This is a genomic window from Pseudomyxococcus flavus (assembly GCF_050038885.1).
Classification (GTDB): domain Bacteria; phylum Myxococcota; class Myxococcia; order Myxococcales; family Myxococcaceae; genus Myxococcus; species Myxococcus flavus.
Genome location: NZ_CP143624.1, coordinates 1010507 through 1026104, shown reverse-complemented (window position 1 = coordinate 1026104; position 15598 = coordinate 1010507). Strand labels below are relative to the sequence as shown.

General features: G+C 69.7%; 16 protein-coding genes. 9 read left to right on the top strand and 7 right to left on the bottom strand.

Annotated elements, in window-relative coordinates:
• Positions 1–5: 5 nt before the first annotated feature.
• From VZL07_RS04205 to trhA, 6 genes are all read right to left on the bottom strand, one after another.
• Positions 6–551 (bottom strand): DUF3592 domain-containing protein, encoded by a 546-nt coding sequence (locus VZL07_RS04205; protein WP_426754036.1) that lies wholly within the window; start codon positions 549–551, stop codon positions 6–8.
• A 10-nt stretch (positions 552–561) separates the two neighbouring features.
• Complete coding sequence (locus VZL07_RS04200; protein WP_426754035.1) at positions 562–1473, bottom strand: alpha/beta fold hydrolase; 912 nt, start codon at positions 1471–1473, stop codon at positions 562–564.
• 26 nt (positions 1474–1499) lie between these two features.
• Positions 1500–2279 carry a crotonase/enoyl-CoA hydratase family protein gene (locus VZL07_RS04195; protein WP_426754034.1) on the bottom strand — a complete coding sequence of 260 codons (780 nt, stop codon included), beginning with the start codon at positions 2277–2279 and terminating at the stop codon, positions 1500–1502.
• 140 nt (positions 2280–2419) lie between these two features.
• Positions 2420–3043, bottom strand: a complete 624-nt coding sequence (locus VZL07_RS04190) for a TetR/AcrR family transcriptional regulator (RefSeq protein ID WP_426754033.1) — start codon at positions 3041–3043, stop codon at positions 2420–2422.
• Positions 3044–3196: 153 nt separating this feature from the next.
• Positions 3197–3511 (bottom strand): hypothetical protein, encoded by a 315-nt coding sequence (locus VZL07_RS04185; RefSeq protein ID WP_426754032.1) that lies wholly within the window; start codon positions 3509–3511, stop codon positions 3197–3199.
• A 226-nt stretch (positions 3512–3737) separates the two neighbouring features.
• On the bottom strand, positions 3738–4376 hold the full coding sequence (gene trhA, locus VZL07_RS04180) for a PAQR family membrane homeostasis protein TrhA (protein WP_426754031.1): 639 nt from the start codon (positions 4374–4376) through the stop codon (positions 3738–3740).
• Between the two features lie 200 nt (positions 4377–4576).
• Between trhA and VZL07_RS04175 the strand changes: the two genes are divergently transcribed.
• From VZL07_RS04175 to VZL07_RS04165, 3 genes are all read left to right on the top strand, one after another.
• On the top strand, positions 4577–5218 hold the full coding sequence (locus VZL07_RS04175) for a TetR/AcrR family transcriptional regulator (RefSeq protein ID WP_426754030.1): 642 nt from the start codon (positions 4577–4579) through the stop codon (positions 5216–5218).
• 90 nt (positions 5219–5308) lie between these two features.
• Positions 5309–6715, top strand: a complete 1407-nt coding sequence (locus VZL07_RS04170; protein ID WP_426754029.1) for a TrkH family potassium uptake protein — start codon at positions 5309–5311, stop codon at positions 6713–6715.
• Between the two features lie 9 nt (positions 6716–6724).
• Positions 6725–7381 carry a potassium channel family protein gene (locus VZL07_RS04165; protein WP_426754028.1) on the top strand — a complete coding sequence of 219 codons (657 nt, stop codon included), beginning with the start codon at positions 6725–6727 and terminating at the stop codon, positions 7379–7381.
• A gap of 20 nt (positions 7382–7401) precedes the next feature.
• Here the strand turns inward: VZL07_RS04165 and VZL07_RS04160 are convergent, their stop codons facing one another.
• A complete protein-coding gene (locus VZL07_RS04160; RefSeq protein WP_426754027.1) occupies positions 7402–8121 on the bottom strand; it encodes a sulfite exporter TauE/SafE family protein in 720 nt (239 codons plus the stop codon).
• Positions 8122–8170: 49 nt separating this feature from the next.
• Here VZL07_RS04160 and VZL07_RS04155 point away from each other — a divergent pair, with 49 nt between their 5' ends.
• The 6 genes from VZL07_RS04155 to ccoG are packed head-to-tail and all read left to right on the top strand — an operon-like array spanning position 8171 to position 15523.
• The gene (locus VZL07_RS04155; protein ID WP_426754026.1) at positions 8171–10789 is read left to right on the top strand and encodes a heavy metal translocating P-type ATPase; all 2619 of its coding nucleotides are present in this window, start codon (positions 8171–8173) and stop codon (positions 10787–10789) included.
• Positions 10786–10977: a cytochrome oxidase gene (locus VZL07_RS04150; protein ID WP_426754025.1), complete on the top strand. Its 192-nt coding sequence runs from the start codon at positions 10786–10788 to the stop codon at positions 10975–10977. The genes VZL07_RS04155 and VZL07_RS04150 overlap by 4 nt, the downstream gene beginning before the upstream one ends.
• A gap of 4 nt (positions 10978–10981) precedes the next feature.
• Positions 10982–13363, top strand: a complete 2382-nt coding sequence (gene ccoN, locus VZL07_RS04145) for a cytochrome-c oxidase, cbb3-type subunit I (protein WP_426754024.1) — start codon at positions 10982–10984, stop codon at positions 13361–13363.
• Positions 13363–13542 carry a cbb3-type cytochrome c oxidase subunit 3 gene (locus tag VZL07_RS04140; protein WP_176410673.1) on the top strand — a complete coding sequence of 60 codons (180 nt, stop codon included), beginning with the start codon at positions 13363–13365 and terminating at the stop codon, positions 13540–13542. The genes ccoN and VZL07_RS04140 overlap by 1 nt, the downstream gene beginning before the upstream one ends.
• Entirely contained in the window at positions 13535–14083 is a 549-nt protein-coding gene (locus tag VZL07_RS04135) for a c-type cytochrome (RefSeq protein ID WP_426754023.1), read from the top strand. Before VZL07_RS04140 ends, VZL07_RS04135 begins: the two co-directional genes overlap by 8 nt.
• A 21-nt stretch (positions 14084–14104) precedes the next feature.
• Positions 14105–15523 (top strand): cytochrome c oxidase accessory protein CcoG, encoded by a 1419-nt coding sequence (gene ccoG, locus VZL07_RS04130; protein WP_426754022.1) that lies wholly within the window; start codon positions 14105–14107, stop codon positions 15521–15523.
• Positions 15524–15598: the final 75 nt, after the last annotated feature.

Here is a 15598-nt window from a genome sequence, read left to right as displayed (position 1 = left end):
CGACGTCAGGATGCCTCGGGCCGGCGACGGCGCGGGGCGTCCACGGGCCGCACGTTGTTCACGTCCAACATGTGCGTGGTGGGCTGCCGGGCGTCGTAGAGCACCGTGACGTCCTGGCCGACTTCGGCATGGAACGTCGAGTCTCCGAATGCCGAGCTTCGATGGACGCCTTTGTGCACGGTGCCGTGTTCGTCCGCGAACTGGTAGGTGACGAAGAGTCCGCCGTTCTGGTGCTTCTTATGTACGACGCGAACGATGCGTCCGACGACGGCCACCCCTTCCGACAACAGGCTCCGGTTCGTCCGAAGACTCCGTAGGCCGTGCCACATCATCCCCACACCGATGCCGAGGCATCCGAGCCCGAGAATGGCCTGGGGGATGTGCGGAATGGCCCAGGGGCGGGGGGAGACCTGACCTGCGTCAGTGGCATGGGAGGTGTCGGTCACCTCGAGCGGCCGTGGCTTCAGCATGCCGAGCGTCATGCTCACGCCGATCGCGGCCACGAGTGCACCTGCAATCAGAAGGGCCGCGGGGCTTTCGCGTGGCTTCATCCGAGCGAGCTTAAATGCGCGTGGGGCCGTGCGAAAACGCCAGACCGTGGTCCACTTCGAGCCCCCGCTCGGAGAACCACGCCAGGGCCCGGTCCCAGAGCGGGCGGGCCTTCTTCCGGAAGTACCCCACATGCCCGATGGGGCCCAGTTCGCGCGGATCGATGTCCACGCGCTCAATGGTCGCACGCGGGTAGGCGTTCAGCAGGAAGGCGTCGCGGGACCTCGGAGGGGCCCACGCGTCGTCCAGCGCGTTGACGGCCACGATGGGGACGCGGACCTGTGCGCACCGCTGCGCCAGCTCGGGCAGGGTCGGGTCGTCCAGGAAGTAGCGGGGGAACTGACACCATCTGCGCCACTGGCGATACACGCCGAGCGGCAGGTCTTCCCCCAGCCCGAGGAGGCTCCACGGCAGGTACCCCTTCCATCGCACGATGGGCGGGAGGATGGCATTCCAGAGCATCCAGACCCGCGCCCGTTCGAGGGGAGACATCCATCCATGCCAGCCCGCTCCGGCTGCGAAGGCCTGACAGCCGGCGATGCGGTGGTGATTCGGAATGAGCCCCAGCGCATGGCCTCCAAACGAGTGGGCGACGACGAAGAGCGGGGCGTCGTCGTTTGCAAAGGCTTCCACCGCGGCGGTCAGGTCGAGTCGTGCCCAGTCGAGGAACGACGCTTGAAATCCGACCAGGGTCGCTGGCTTCGAGCGTCCGACGCCTCGGTAGTCGAAGGTCAGGGTCTCGAAGCCGTTGTGTGCCGCGTGCGACGCGAAGCTCGCGTAGAAGCCCTGCGGAACACCCGTCGCGCCCGCGACGACGATGCGGCCGCGCAGGGGGGCTGTGGCGGCAAATCGGCTCGCGCCGAGGGGGAAGCCGTCGGACGCGCGCAGTGAGGTCGGTTCCCCTCGAATGGGCTCTGGATGCATGGTCAGGCTCCGGGGCCCTGGGGCGGTCAGCGACCGCGGAACGTCGCGGGCCGGCGTTCGAAGTATGCGGAGAGCGCTTCCTGTACGTCCTCCGTTGTCGCCAGGTGCTGAATCGCTGGCAGGAGCTTCTCCGCCGCGGCGCGCTCGCCCTCGAGGACGGCCGTCCTGGCGCTTTCGATGGTCGCCTTGATGGCAAGTGGCGCCTTCGACGCGATGCGGTTCGCGATGCCCATCGCCGTGTCCATCAGTGCCTCGCGAGCGACGACTTTCTGGACGAGCCCCAGCCGGTGCGCTTCCCGCGCGTCGAGCGCATCACCCGTCAGCAGGTACTGCATCGCGTTGCCCCAGCCCATGGTCCGCACCCAGCGGGCCGTGCCACCGCCGAAGGGGAAGATGCCTCGGTCGATTTCAATCTGCTCGAAGGTGGCGTCCTCGGAAGCCACCGTGATGTCGGCCGCGAGCATCAGCTCGATGCCGAGCGTGAGGCACTTGCCATGCACCGCGATGATGAGCGGTTTCGTCCTCGCGGGGCCGTGCGTCGCCCAGGGGTCGATGCCCGCCGCGCTGAACAACGTCTGGGCGTCCCCGAGCCTGGGGAACACATCCATGAGGTCCAGCCCGGCCGTGAACATGGAGCCGTGCGCGAAGAGCAGGCTGACGCGCACGTTCTCGTCCGCCTCCGCCCGCCCCAGCGCGGCCGAGAGCTGCTCGATGAGCGCGATGTTCATGGCATTACGCTTCTCCGGCCGGTTCAGTCCAATCTTCCGCACGAACCCTTCGGTCTCTTCCGTGACGAGTGCGCTCATGGGGCCTTCCTCCTGGCTTGCGACGGCGTTGGGGACGACGGATAGGCATGGTCCTCGTGGGCGGAAGCCGCCTCTTCGAACCATCTGGACGACCTCCGTCACGACCTGCGTCTCGGAGGAGGGCAGGGCGTCGGCGCTCATCACGGCACCTTCCTGGAGGGAGGCGCTTCCGGCCGGAGGCAGCGCCACGCGGCGTCGGCGAGCACCTTCTCGATGCCGGGCTTCAGCTCGACGTGACCGTGCGCCCAGGCGCGCAGCAGCTCCTGCGCTGGGCCGAGCATCAACGGCAGATAGACGGAGGGAGGCAGGGGCAGCAGCTCACCCTCCTGGGCGAAGGCCTTCATCCGGCTGAAGCCCTCCCGGACGAAGCCGCCCGTGGCGGACTGGATTTCCTGCTCGGCCGCGGCCACGGCTTCCTCACGCCGCATGCTCAGCAGGTAGCGGGCGGCTTCCGGATGTTCGCGGGACCAGGCGATGTGGTGGGTGACAACGGCCCGCACGAAGGCTTCCGCGCCGTGCTTCCGCTCCAGCCGCGCCCGCAGCGCCTCCTGATGGAGGCGCAGGCAGTCGATGTAGAGCGCCACCGCGATGCCTTCCTTCGCACCGAAGTGGTGGTAGACGCTGCCCACGCTGGCGCCGCTGACTTTCCGGATATCCTCGATGGTCGTCGCGGCCCACCCCAACCGGGAGAAGCACTCGAGCGCGGCATCGAGAATGGCGCGACGGCTCTGCTCGCCCGTCGCACTGCGGCGTTTCCGCTCCATGGCTAGAATCTGATTCTAGAATCAGTTTCTAGTCAAGCCGCCCACGCACGCATGTTCCCCGTCGGTTCAAGAGTGCACGGGCGGTGGCCGGGGCTTGTGTTACCGGCTCCGCATGGGCACGGTGACGGTTTCGCAAGCCAACACGTGGCAGGGCTAGCGGGACTGGCCGTCGTGCTTCTGCCGGGCGATGCGGCGGTTGAGCTGGTTCTGCTCGCGGTTGATTTGCGCGCGCTCCCGGGCATCGATGTGGCCGTCGTCGCGGCGCGCCTGGCGGATGTCCCGCTGAATCTCGCGGTGCTGGGCGGACAGCCGCACGGCCTCGCGGCCCGTCAGTTCCCCGCTACGAATGCCCTGCGCGATGCGTGCGTGCTGGTTCGCCTGCCGCCGGTCCGCCTTCGCCGCGCTCGCGGGCAGCGCCGTGAGCAGGCCCAGCACCAACGTCCCCATCGCCAGGATGTTCCGCTTCATGTCCGCCTCCAGCTTCGTGCCGGCCACGCCGGCTCAAGGTGTCTGGAAGCATGAACCCGGCACTTCTGAGGAAGTTGCGGGGGGATTTTATCGGGCTTTCGAGCGAGGCCAGTCGGACCTCAGCCGCGACGTGGGGCCCAGCGCGCTGTAGCGGCTCAGGGCGAGGTGCCTTGGACCACGAGGGGGCGCGAGGTGGCTGGGGCAGGTCTCCAGCCGCCTCGAAGCGCTATGCGCCCGCGGCGCGCACGAGCCGCAGGACCACCGCGAAGTGGAGCCCGGCTCCAACGAGGGTCATCGCGTGGAACAGCTCGTGATAGCCGAACACGCCGGGGCGCAGGTCGGGCCGCTTCAGCGCATAGGCGAGGGCGCCGGCGGTGTAGGCGACACCTCCCGCGAGGATGAGGGCAAGCTGGGGGCCGGAGAGCGCCTGCCTTGCTTCGTCGAGGTACGGCACCAACGTCCAGCCGACGGCGATGGCCATTGCCGCGGTCACCACCTTGGGCGCCTGTATCCAGAACAGCGATTGGAGGATGCCCGCCAGCGCCCCGGCCCAGATGACGGCCAGCAGGCGATTCCCCACGGCGCCCGAGATGCCCAGGAGCGCGACAGGGGTGTAGGTGCCCGCGATGAGGATGAAGATGGAGGCATGGTCCATGCGTCGCATCCAGGTCCTGCCGCGGGTGGACCAGTTCACCCGGTGGTAGGTCGCGCTCACGGCGAACAACGCCACCAGGCTGAGGGCATAAACGGCCGCCGCGGCAGCCGCCCGGTCGGTGGGGGCCATCGAGACGAGCACGCAGCCCGCGCCGAGCGCGCCTGTTGCGGCGAACTGGTGCAGGACGCCTCGAAGCCTGGGCTTCTCCACGGCCTGGGCGCTCAGGACAGGCCTCGCATGTCGCAGGAAGAGGCCGTGAACGGCGTCTTCGTGACGCAACCGGACGGAGTGGCTGCGGGGAAGACGCCTCCGCGCGAGTCGGGATACATGGGGGCTCCAGCTCCAGGTGGTTGTTACGGTGCAGTAGGTTTCTTCTGGGTAACTTACCGATGGGTAGGTTTGAGGTCAACGTGGCGAAGAAGAAGCGACTGTCGGGTGCCGAGCGTCGGAGCCAGCTGATGGAGGTGGGGCGTGGCGTCTTCGCCTCGCGCGGCTATGAGGCGACCTCCATCGAGGAGGTTGCCCAGCAGGCGGGCGTGTCGAAGCCCATCGTCTATGAGCACTTCGGCGCGAAGGAGGGGCTCTACGCGGCCATCGTGGACCGGGAGATGGATGACCTGGTGGCCCGGATGTCGGAGAGTATCGCTACGGGCACGCCACGCGAGCGCTTCGAGCAAGCCGTGCTGGCCTTCATGACGTACGCCAAGGAAGAGCCCGCGGGCTTCGCGGTGCTGACGCGCGACTCACCGTTAGCGGCCGGCCGGCGGGGGCTGACGCGCGTCATCGACGACCTGGCGCTGCGGGTGGCGGACATCTTCCGGAGTGAGTTCGAGCACGCTGGCTACGACCCAGACGTCGCGCCCATCTACGCGAACGCGCTGGTGGGCATGGTGACGCAGGTGGGGCAGTGGTGGGCGGAGGAGGGGCGCTCCTTCTCGGTGGATCACGTCGCACGCCATGTCGCGGCGCTCGGCTGGATGGGGCTGCGGCACCTGCCGAAGGAGCCGTCGTCGCCCGGACGGCGGAAGGGGGCCAGGCGTCGCGGCGGGTGAGCGCGGAGCGCTCGCCCTAGCACCGAGGCGGATTCCCGTAGGGGAAATCTGGTAGCCGATACCGTCTTGGAGGATGGTGGCCGCTACCCCGTGGACTCCTTCCTCCGTTCGCCCCTGCATTGGCTCTGGCTGCGCTGGTTCTCCATCTCTCCGGCGATGCTGCTGGTGCTCTCCTTCGCGGTCCTCATCGTGGTGGGGACCGCGGGGCTGCTCTGGCTTCCGGGCTTGTATACGGGCCCGCGCCTGGGCGTTCTCGACGCGCTCTTCACCATGACGAGCGCCGTGTGCGTCACGGGCCTCTCCGTGGTCGACACCGCGACGGCCTTCACGCGCTGGGGGCAGCTGTGGCTGCTCCTCTTCATCCAGCTCGGCGGCCTGGGGCTCGTCACCCTCACCACCCTGGTCATTGGTGCGCTCGGCCGCCGGCTCTCCCTCCGGAGCGAGGTCATCGTCGGCGCACCCATCGACTACACGCACCGGGAGAACGTGGTGTCGCTGACGCTGCGGGTCGCCCGCTTCACTTTGTACGTGGAGGCCCTGGGCGCGCTGTTGCTGTGGTTGCTGTGGCTGCCGCGCTTCGGCTGGAAGGAGGCGCTCTGGCATGCCGTCTTCCACTCCGTCAGCGCCTTCTGCAACGCCGGGTTCTCCACGTTCAGTGATTCGCTGGTGGGCTTCAACCGGGCGCCGGTCACGCTCCTCGTCATCTCTGGCCTCATCATTCTGGGGAGCCTGGGCTACCTGTCGAGCGAGGAGGCCCTGCGCTGGTGGCGCAGCCGCGGCCAGCGCACCCGGCGGCTGAGCGTGCACACATTCGCGGCGCTGCTCGTCACTGGCGTGCTGCTGGTGGGCGGCACCGTGCTCTTCGCGCTCTTCGAGTGGCGGGGCACGCTGGCGCACCTGGGGTACGTGGACCGGGTGGCCAACGCCTGGTTCATGTCCGCCACCGCGCGCACGGCGGGCTTCAACAGCGTGAGCTACGCCGAGGTGAGCAACGCGAGCGGCTTCTTCACGATTCTGCTGATGGTGGTGGGCGGCAGCCCTGGCTCCACGGCGGGGGGCCTGAAGACGACGACGCTGGCGGTGCTGGCCGCGCTCGCCTTCACGCGCATCCGGGGGCGCCGGCACGCCGAGCTTCACGGGCGCGCGATTCCCGAGGGCACCATCGAGCGCACCGTGTCGCTGGCGCTGATTGCCTTCGGGGTGATGACCGCCGCCGTTTTCGTGCTCAGCTTCACGGAGGGGCGTGGCGCGGAGTCGGTGGCGGTCGCGCGCGCCAGCTTCCTGCCCGTCTTCTTCGAGGTGGTCAGCGCCTTCTGCACGGTGGGGCTGACCATGGACGTGTCACCCTCGCTGAGCGTGGCGGGCAAGCTCCAAGTCATCGTACTGATGTTCGTGGGAAGGCTGGGCCCGCTATCCTTCTTCGCCGCCCTCAGCCTGCGCGCTCGGACGCACCTGCGGCACGTGCGTCCCGCGCAAGAGGACCTCATCGTTGGTTAAGGAGCACGGATGAAACGCATCATCGTGGTGGGGCTGGGCAACTTCGGCTCGGTCATCGCCGCGCGCCTGCACGAGCAGGGGCACGACGTCATCGCCATCGACCCACGCCCGGCGGTGGTCGACGCCCTGGGCGCGCGCGTCTCCAAGGCCATGGTGGGTGACGCCACGCAGCGCCAGGTGCTGGAGGAGGTGGGCGCGCGCGGGGCGGACGCGGCCATCGTCTCGACGGGCGAGGACCTCTCGGCCAGCATCCTCGCGCTGCTCGCGCTGCGGGATACGGGCATCCAGGACATCTACGTGAAGGTTCGCTCGGACGACCACGCGCGCATCGCCAACGCGCTGGGCGCCACGGAGAGCATCTTCCCGGAGCGGGAGAGCGCCCTGGGCCTGGCCAGCCGCATCACCAGTGGCCGGCTCTTGCAGTACGTCCAGCTGGGCACGGAGTTCGGCTTGCAGGAGATGCCGGTGCCGGAGGCCTGGTACGGCAAGAGTCTCCGCGAGCTGGCCCTGCCGCAGCGCTACCGCGTGCACGTGGTGGCCGTGCACGACGTGCTCCAGGACCGCATGCTGCCGGTGCCGGACCCGGACCGGCTGCTCACCCCGTCGGACGCGCTGCTCGTCGCGGGCGAGCCGTCGGCGCTCGAGGCGGTTGCCTCGCTACGTTGAAGGCCTTGAGCCCGGGCCGCTCAGTGACAACTGGCCGCACCGCTATTCACATTCACGGCGCGGTAGATGAGCACCGCCGCCGCGGCCAGGGGCACCGCCCGCTGGAGCAGCAGGGACATCCACTTCGGGCGGTGCTTCCACAGCGCGGCCTGAAGCTGGGCGCCCAGCAGGGCGGGCAGGCCACCGAGCGCGAATGCGGCGAGCACCAGTGCGCCACCGCCGAACGAGCCGCTCGCGAGCGCCACCGCGAACACGCCATAGAGGAGGCCGCAGGGCAGCAGCGGAGTCACTGCACCCATTGCGCTCGCGCGGCCCGTCCACGAAAACTTTGCGCCCCATCGCGTCACGTGCCGCGCGAGGTGGGCCATGCCTGGCAGCGGGCGCAGGCGCTTTCCCAGCTCCAGGGCGGAGGCGACCAGCGCCGCCGCCATCAGCCAGGGCAGGTAGGGGCGCGTGGAGACCGCCAGCGCCTGGGTGACGCCTCCACCCAGCAGGCCCAGCGCGCCGCCCACGAGGGCGTAGGCGCCCAGGCGCGCGCCCTGGTAGGCGATGACGGCCTTGCGCCCCTCCGGGTCGGGAGCGCCAGGCAGGCTCGCGCAGGCCAGCGGTCCACACATGAGGAGGCAATGCACGCTGCCTGTGAGGCCCACCACGAACGCGCCGAGTGCGCCGGCGATGACGGTGGGCGCGGGAGCGGGGCTGAGGAGCAGCGATGCGACAGCGGCCGGTTCGGGCGACATGAACACGGTGCATCGCAACAGGCATGCCGTTCGCAAGGTGACACCGTGAATGCCTGCCTCCACGACATCGGAGCCTGCTCCAGCCGCCTGTCTCCATTGCGGCAGTCCCGTCCCGCCCGGGAGCGCGGCGCGCGACTTCTGCTGCGTGGGGTGCGAGGCCGTGCACGGACTGCTCGTGGAGCAGGGCCTCACGCGCTACTACCAGCTCGCGCAAGGAAAGACGGCGCCCGCGGCTGAGCCGCGCAAGGAACGTGCGTTCGCGTGGCTGGAGCCGCTCATCAGCCGCGCCGAGTCCATTCCCGGCCCGCTGTGCGCGCTCGAGCTGGACGTGCAGGGCATTCACTGCGCCGCATGCGTATGGCTGATGAACGAGCTGTTCCGCCGGCAGCCGGGCGGGGCGGGCCTGACGGTGGACCCGGCCCTGGGCAAGGTGCGGCTGCAGTGGCGGCGCGGCGCCTTCGACGTGGCGGAGTTCCTGCGCGGCGTGGAGGGCTTTGGCTATCTCTTCGGCCCCAGCCGCAAGCGCCCGGAGCGCACGAGCCTGGACCTGCCCATCCGTCTGGGCATCTGCGCCGCGCTGTCGATGAACGTGATGCTGTTCTCGGTGAGCTTCTACGTGGGGCTCACGCCGGAGGACGGTGACGTCTTCCGCCTCTTCACGCGGCTGAGCCTGTGGCTGTCGTCCGCCGTCGTGGTGGTGGGCGGCTGGCCCTTCTTCCGCTCCGCGCTCCAGGGCTTGCGGCGCGGCGTGCTGCACCTGGACCTGCCCATTGCCCTGGGCATCCTGCTGGTGTTCGGCATGTCGCTGGCGCAGGCACGAGGGGGCCGAGGCGACCTGGCGTACTTCGATACGCTCAATACCTTCGTCACGCTGATGCTCGTGGGGCGGTGGCTCCAGCAGCGCGTGCTGGAGCGCAACCGGCGCTTCCTGCTGGACGACGACGGCGCGGAGGGACTCTTCGTACGCAGGGAGGAGGGCGCACGGCTCACCACCGTGCGCGCCGCCGAGGTGGCCGACGGCGACGTGCTGGTGATTGCGTCGGGGGACCTGGTGCCCGTGGACGCGGTGCTGCTCGATTCGGGCGCCCGTGTGTCCACGGATTGGATTACGGGCGAGCCCGGCGAGCGCGCGGTGGGACAGGGGGAGGCCTTGCCCGCGGGGGCGTTCAACGCCGGGCGTGAGGCGGTGCGCGTCCAGGCGAAGCAGGCCTTCACGGACTCGCCACTGGTGGCGCTGCTCCGTCGCGTGCCCACCGAGGTGGGCCGCCCCGCGTTGCACACCCGCTTCTGGGACCGCGTGTCGCGCCGCTGGGTGGCCACCGTGCTCTTCGTCTCCGCGCTGGGGCTCGCGCTGTGGTGGCCCGCCGGGCCGGACAAGGCGCTGGAGGTGGCGGTCGCGCTGCTGGTGGTGACGTGCCCATGCGCCATCGGCATCGCCACGCCGCTGGCCTACGAGCTGGTCCAGGCGCGCCTGCGCCGCGGCGGCTTCTTCATCCGGAGCACGGACCTGCTGGACCGACTGCCGCGAGTGCGGAAGGTGCTCTTCGACAAGACGGGGACGTTGACGCTGGGGCGCCTGGAGTTGGTGGACCGCGCCGCCGTGAGGGGTCTGACGCCCGCGACGCGCGACCTCGCGTTCGACCTGGTGTCGCGCAGCAATCACCCCGCCAGCCGGTGCCTGGCCGCCGCGCTGACGCGGGAAGGCGCACGCTTCAATCCCGAGGCGCGCGTGGCGGAGCTCGCGGGGCAGGGCCTGGAGATGCACCGGGGCGGCGTGCGCTGGCGGCTGGGGCGCGCGGACTGGGCCACCGAGGCGGGGATGGCGGAGCTGCATCCCCACGAGCCGAACCGGCGGCTCGCGGCCGACACCCCGGTGGGCGTGTTCAATGCCGCCAGGGCCGGTGAGGGCGCCGCTGAGATGATATCGCCAGCCGGTGCGCACACGGTTCCAGCCGGTCCGTCTCGCGCCGTGGACCGGCTCCCGAAATCCCCCCCGCGTGTGGAGGTCCTCCTGTCCGGCTCGGGCCTCGCCGCGGGGCCGGTGCTCACCCGCGACGGCGTGCCCGTAGCCTTCTTCCTGCTCCGGGAGTCGGTGCGGCCCGACGCGCGTCGTGAGGTCCAGGCGCTCCAGGCAGAAGGTCGCGAGGTGTGGCTCATCTCGGGAGACACGCCCGCGCGCGTGAAGGAGATGGCCACCGCGCTGGGCATCCCCGCGGAGCGCACGCTGGGAGGGCAGCGTCCCGAGGACAAGGCCGCGGCCGTCGCGAAGCTGGACGCGGCGGACACGCTGTACCTGGGCGACGGCGTCAACGACAGCCTCGCCTTCGAGAGGGCCCTCTGCGCGGGCACGCCCGCCATCGACCGGCCGGTGATGCCGGGCAAGAGCGACTTCTTCCTCCTCGGCGAGGGGCTCGGCGCCATCCGCGAGGCCCTGCGGCTGTCGGCGCGGCTGCGGCAGGTGGTGCGCAGGCTGCTCGCGCTGGCCGTGGGCTACAACGTGGTGGCCGTCTCCGTGTGTCTGGCCGGGTGGATGACGCCGCTGCGCGCCGCCGTGGCCATGCCCGCCACCAGTCTGGCCACCGTTCTCTTCACGGTGTGGTGGTTGTCCGCCTCGCGTGAGCGCGCCGCCGCCACGCCCACGCCGCCGCTGCGGGAGGTGCCGGCATGAACGTCCTCGTCCTCCAGGTCTTCGTGAGCCTGATGCTCGTCGCCAGCTCGGTGCTGCTGTTCGTCTACAGCGTGCGCCACCGCGACCACGAGCACGCCGACCGGCTCTCCCTCTTCCCGCTCGAAGACGACAGCGCCGCTCCGGCGCCGCGCGCCCTCGAGCCTCCGCCCTCCGCTTCCCAGGAGTGAAGCCGTGCATCAGCAACGAATCATCTATGACGACACCACGGTCCGGCGCTTCATCCTCGCGTCGGTGCTGTTCGGCATCGTGGGCATGGCGGTAGGGGCGCTGGTGGCCAGTCAGCTCGCCTGGTGGCAGGCGAACCTGGGCATCCCCTACACGACCTACTCCCGCCTGCGCCCGCTGCACACGAACGCGGTCATCTTCGCCTTCGTGGGCAACATGATGTTCGCGGGCATCTACTACTCCACCCAGCGCCTGTTGAAGACGCGCATGGCGTCGGACCTGCTCTCGAAGATCCACTTCTGGGGCTGGCAGCTCATCATCGTCGCCGCGGCGATCACGCTGCCCCTGGGCATCACCACCTCCAAGGAGTATGCGGAGTTGGAGTGGCCCATCGACGTGGCCATCGCGGTCATCTGGGTCGTCTTCGCCATCAACTTTTTCTGGACGCTGGCGAAGCGCCACGAGAAGAACCTCTACGTCGCCATCTGGTTCTACATCGCCACCATCGTCACGGTGGCGGTGCTGCACATCGTCAACAGCCTGGCGCTGCCGCTGTCGGCGCTGAAGAGTTACTCCGTCTTCGCGGGCGTCCAGGACGCGCTGGTGCAGTGGTGGTACGGCCACAACGCCGTCGCCTTCTTCCTCACCACGCCCATCCTGGGCATCATGTATTACTTCCTGCCCAAGGCGGCGGAGCGGCCGGTGTACTCGTACCGGCTGTCCATCATCCACTTCTGGGCCCTGGTCTTCATCTACATCTGGGCCGGTCCGCACCACCTGCTCTACACGGCGCTGCCGGACTGGGCGCAGTCGCTGGGCATGATCTTCAGCGTCATGCTGTGGGCGCCGTCGTGGGGCGGCATGCTCAACGGCCTGCTCACGCTCAAGGGCGCCTGGCACAAGCTGCGCGAGGACCCCGTCCTCAAGTTCCTCATCGCGGGCGTCACCTTCTACGGCATGGCCACCTTCGAGGGGCCGCTCCTGTCCATCAAGTCGGTGAGCGCGCTGGGCCACTACACGGACTGGATTGTGGGCCACGTCCACAGCGGCGCGCTGGGGTGGAACGGCTTCATGGCGGCCGGCATGTTCTACTGGCTGGTGCCCAGGCTGTACGGCACGAAGCTGCACTCGCCCAAGGCGGCGGACGCGCACTTCTGGCTCGGGACGGTGGGCATCCTCCTCTACATGGTGTCCATGTGGATCAGCGGCGTCACGCAGGGCCTCATGTGGCGCGCGGCGAACCCGGACGGCACGCTGCTCTATCCGAACTTCGTGGAGACGCTGCTGGCCATCCGGCCCATGTACATCGTCCGCTTCGTCGGCGGGTCCATGTACCTGGTCGGCTTCATCATGATGGCCTGGAACCTGTGGAAGACGGCCCGCGCGGGCAAGGCCGTGGACGGGGAGACCACCGTCGTGGTGGAGCCGCCCGCACCCGCCGCCGAGCCCGTGCCCGCGGCGGCGCCGACGCCTGGCTGGGTGCAGGTCGTCACCGGCCGGCCGCTGCTGTTCGCCATCGCCATCCTCACCGTGACGATGTTCCTCGGCTGGGCGAAGCCGGTGCGCGCGCTGGTGCTGCTGGGCGCCATCATCGCCCTGGGCGAGCTCGCCTGGATTGTCACCCGCCGCGACCGCGAGGCGGGGCGCCCGTCCTGGTTCGGCCTCATCGAGGGCCGGCCGCTCGCCTTCACCGTGCTCACGCTCATCGCCATCCTCATCGGCGGCGTGGCGGAGCTGCTGCCCACCATCATGCTCAAGCAGGCGGTGCCGGCGCACGGTCAGGCCCAGGAGCCGTACTCGCCGCTGGAGCTCCAGGGCCGTGACCTCTACGTGCGCGAGGGCTGCTACACCTGCCACTCGCAGATGATTCGCCCCTTCGTGGCGGAGACGCAGCGCTACGGCGAGGTGTCCCGCGCGGAGGAGTTCATCTACGACCGCCCCTTCCAGTGGGGCAGCAAGCGCACCGGCCCGGACCTGCACCGCCTGGGCGGCAAGTATCCGAACCTCTGGCACTACACGCACATGATGGACCCTCGGGCGACGAGCCCGGGCTCCAACATGCCGCCGTACCCGTGGCTGGCGGAGCAGCGCATCGCCGTGAAGGACGCGCCGAAGAAGCTGGCGCTGATGCAGCGGCTGGGCGTGCCGTACTCCAACGCGGACGTGGACGGCGCCGAGGCTCGGCAGAAGGCGCAGGCGGAGGGCATCGCCGCGGACCTGGCCACGCAGGGTGTCCAGGTGGCCTGGGATTCGGAGATGGTGGCCATCATCGCCTACCTCCAGCGTCTGGGGCGTGGCCCGCAGGATCTGCCCGCGCCGCCGGAGAAGGCGCCCGCGCCTCCCAGCCGACTGCCCACCGCCGCCATCACCAGTGAGGAGGACCGCTGATGTACAAGCAATTCTATCAGGGGATGTCGCTCACCGAGCTGCCCCTCTTCGCGTTGGTCCTGTTCATCGCGGTGTTCCTCGGCGTCGTCGCGTGGGTGTTCGTGGCGCGGCGCAGCGGGGACTTCGACGCGCTCGCGCGGATGCCGCTGAGCGAGCAGGGAGAGGGCGGCCATGAGTGACAAGTCGCTGGTGCATTCCGTCTATGACGGCATCGAGGAGCACGACAACCACCTGCCCAACTGGTGGCTGTTCATCCTCTGGACGTCCATCGTCTTCAGCGTGGGCTACTGGTTCTGGTTCCACATCGCGGAGGCGGGGCCCGGGCAGCTCGACGAGTACGCCGCGGAGACGGCGGAAGTGGCGAAGCGCGCTGCCGACAACACGCCGGTGTCCGACGATATGTTGCTGGCGCTGGCCCAGGACCCGGCCTCCCTGGACAGCGGCAAGCAGGTGTTCCAGGCGAACTGCGCGGCCTGCCACGGCGCGCAGGGACAGGGCCTCATCGGTCCGAACCTGACGGATGCGAACTGGCTGCACGGTGGGGCGCCCATGGCCATCCACCGGGTCGTGGCGGAGGGCGTGGTGGCCAAGGGCATGCCCGCGTGGGAGCGGACCCTGGGGGCGGAGCGGGTCAAGGCCGTCACTGCCTATCTGCTCACGCTCAAGGGCACCAACGCGCCCGGCGGCAAGGCGCCGCAGGGCGAGCCCGAGCAGCCGTAGCTCACGGGAGAGGAAGCAGCCATGTCGGCGGCACCGCAGCGGAATGGCCCGCGCATCGACCAGCTCAGCTCCATCCGCGCGGATGGCTCACGGCTGGCGCTCCACCCGGCGGACGTGCGCGGCCGGTTCATCACGAAGCGACGGTTGGGCTTCGCCGTCCTCATCACCATCTACCTGGCCCTGCCGCTGGTGGAGGTGGGCGGCCACCCCGCGGTGCACCTGGACGTGGCGGCGCGCCGCTTCTACCTCTTCGGGGGCACGTACAACGCGCAGGACTTCTGGCGCGTTCTCTTCCTCGTGACGTCGGTGGGCTTCGGCCTGCTGTTCTTCACGGCGTGGCTGGGGCGCGTGTGGTGCGGCTGGGCGTGTCCCCAGACGGTGTTCCTGGAGGCCGTCTATCGCCCCATCGAGCGCTTCTTCGATGGGCCCCGCGAGCGGCGGCTGAAGGCGGCGCGAGAGCCCTCGACGCCCGCGCGCACGGTGCGGGCGGTGCTCAAGCATGGGGCGTATGCGGCGGTGTCGTTGCTCATCTCCCATGCGGCGCTCAGCCTCTTCGTCTCCGCGGGAGGACTGGTCGCCATGGTGGCCGAGGGGCCGGTGGCCTCGCCCGTGGCCTTCTCGTGGGCCATGGCCGTCACGGGCGCGCTGTATTTCAACTTCGCCTGGTTCCGTGAGCAGCTCTGCGTGGTGGTGTGCCCGTATGGGCGGCTCCAGTCGGCGATGCAGGACCGGGATTCGCTCATCGTCGGCTACGACGCACGGCGTGGAGAGCCCCGGGGCCGGCTGCTCAAGGTGGCGCCGGGGGCCACGGCGCCGCCTCCGCGCGGCGACTGCGTGGATTGCTTCAAGTGCGTGGCCGTGTGCCCCACGGGCATCGACATCCGCAATGGCTTGCAGATGGACTGCCTGGCCTGCGCGCAGTGCGTGGACGCGTGCGACGGCGTCATGGACAAGCTGGGCAAGCCGCGCGGGCTCATCCGGTATGACTCGCTCAACGGGCTCGATGGGCAGCCGCGCCGCGTCCTCCGTCCCCGGCTGCTCATCTACGGCGCGTTGATGGTGGTGGCGGTGGTGGGCTTCGCGCTGAGCCTCGTGCAGCGGGTGCCCTTCGAGGCGAACCTCCTGCGCTTCCAGGGCATGCCCTACGTCGTCGAGCAGGGCACGGTGCGCAACCAGTTCGAGCTGCACCTGGTGAACAAGAACCCCACGGAGACGGTGCTCACCATTCGCGTGGACAGCCCCGTGTCCGCGGAGGTGGTGGTGCCTCAGTCGCAGGTGACGCTCGCCTCGCTGGAGAGCTTCCGAGTGCCGCTGTTCATCACCGTGGACCCGGGTGTGAAGGCGCCGTTCGCGTTCACCGTGGAGGTGGAGGACTCGGCCTCGGGTGAGGTGAAGCGCATCGAGGCCCGGTTCCTGGGGCCTGCCCCGGCGGGAGGGTAGGTCGAGGTGTCCTGGCGCAGGCGCTGCGCTGGGAGCGGGAGGGGCCGCAAGGCTTGCGCGACCCTCGCAGCCTCC

What these genes read in the sequence shown, in the direction of transcription:
- VZL07_RS04205 (WP_426754036.1), bottom strand. Translation starts at nt 551, where the DNA reads ATGAAGCCACGCGAAAGCCCCGCGGCCCTTCTGATTGCAGGTGCACTC.
- VZL07_RS04200 (WP_426754035.1), bottom strand. Translation starts at nt 1,473, where the DNA reads ATGCATCCAGAGCCCATTCGAGGGGAACCGACCTCACTGCGCGCGTCC.
- VZL07_RS04195 (WP_426754034.1), bottom strand. Translation starts at nt 2,279, where the DNA reads ATGAGCGCACTCGTCACGGAAGAGACCGAAGGGTTCGTGCGGAAGATT.
- VZL07_RS04190 (WP_426754033.1), bottom strand. Translation starts at nt 3,043, where the DNA reads ATGGAGCGGAAACGCCGCAGTGCGACGGGCGAGCAGAGCCGTCGCGCC.
- VZL07_RS04185 (WP_426754032.1), bottom strand. Translation starts at nt 3,511, where the DNA reads ATGAAGCGGAACATCCTGGCGATGGGGACGTTGGTGCTGGGCCTGCTC.
- VZL07_RS04165 (WP_426754028.1), top strand. Translation starts at nt 6,725, where the DNA reads ATGAAACGCATCATCGTGGTGGGGCTGGGCAACTTCGGCTCGGTCATC.
- VZL07_RS04160 (WP_426754027.1), bottom strand. Translation starts at nt 8,121, where the DNA reads ATGTCGCCCGAACCGGCCGCTGTCGCATCGCTGCTCCTCAGCCCCGCT.
- VZL07_RS04155 (WP_426754026.1), top strand. Translation starts at nt 8,171, where the DNA reads ATGCCTGCCTCCACGACATCGGAGCCTGCTCCAGCCGCCTGTCTCCAT.
- VZL07_RS04150 (WP_426754025.1), top strand. Translation starts at nt 10,786, where the DNA reads ATGAACGTCCTCGTCCTCCAGGTCTTCGTGAGCCTGATGCTCGTCGCC.
- VZL07_RS04140 (WP_176410673.1), top strand. Translation starts at nt 13,363, where the DNA reads ATGTACAAGCAATTCTATCAGGGGATGTCGCTCACCGAGCTGCCCCTC.
- VZL07_RS04135 (WP_426754023.1), top strand. Translation starts at nt 13,535, where the DNA reads ATGAGTGACAAGTCGCTGGTGCATTCCGTCTATGACGGCATCGAGGAG.
- ccoG (WP_426754022.1), top strand. Translation starts at nt 14,105, where the DNA reads ATGTCGGCGGCACCGCAGCGGAATGGCCCGCGCATCGACCAGCTCAGC.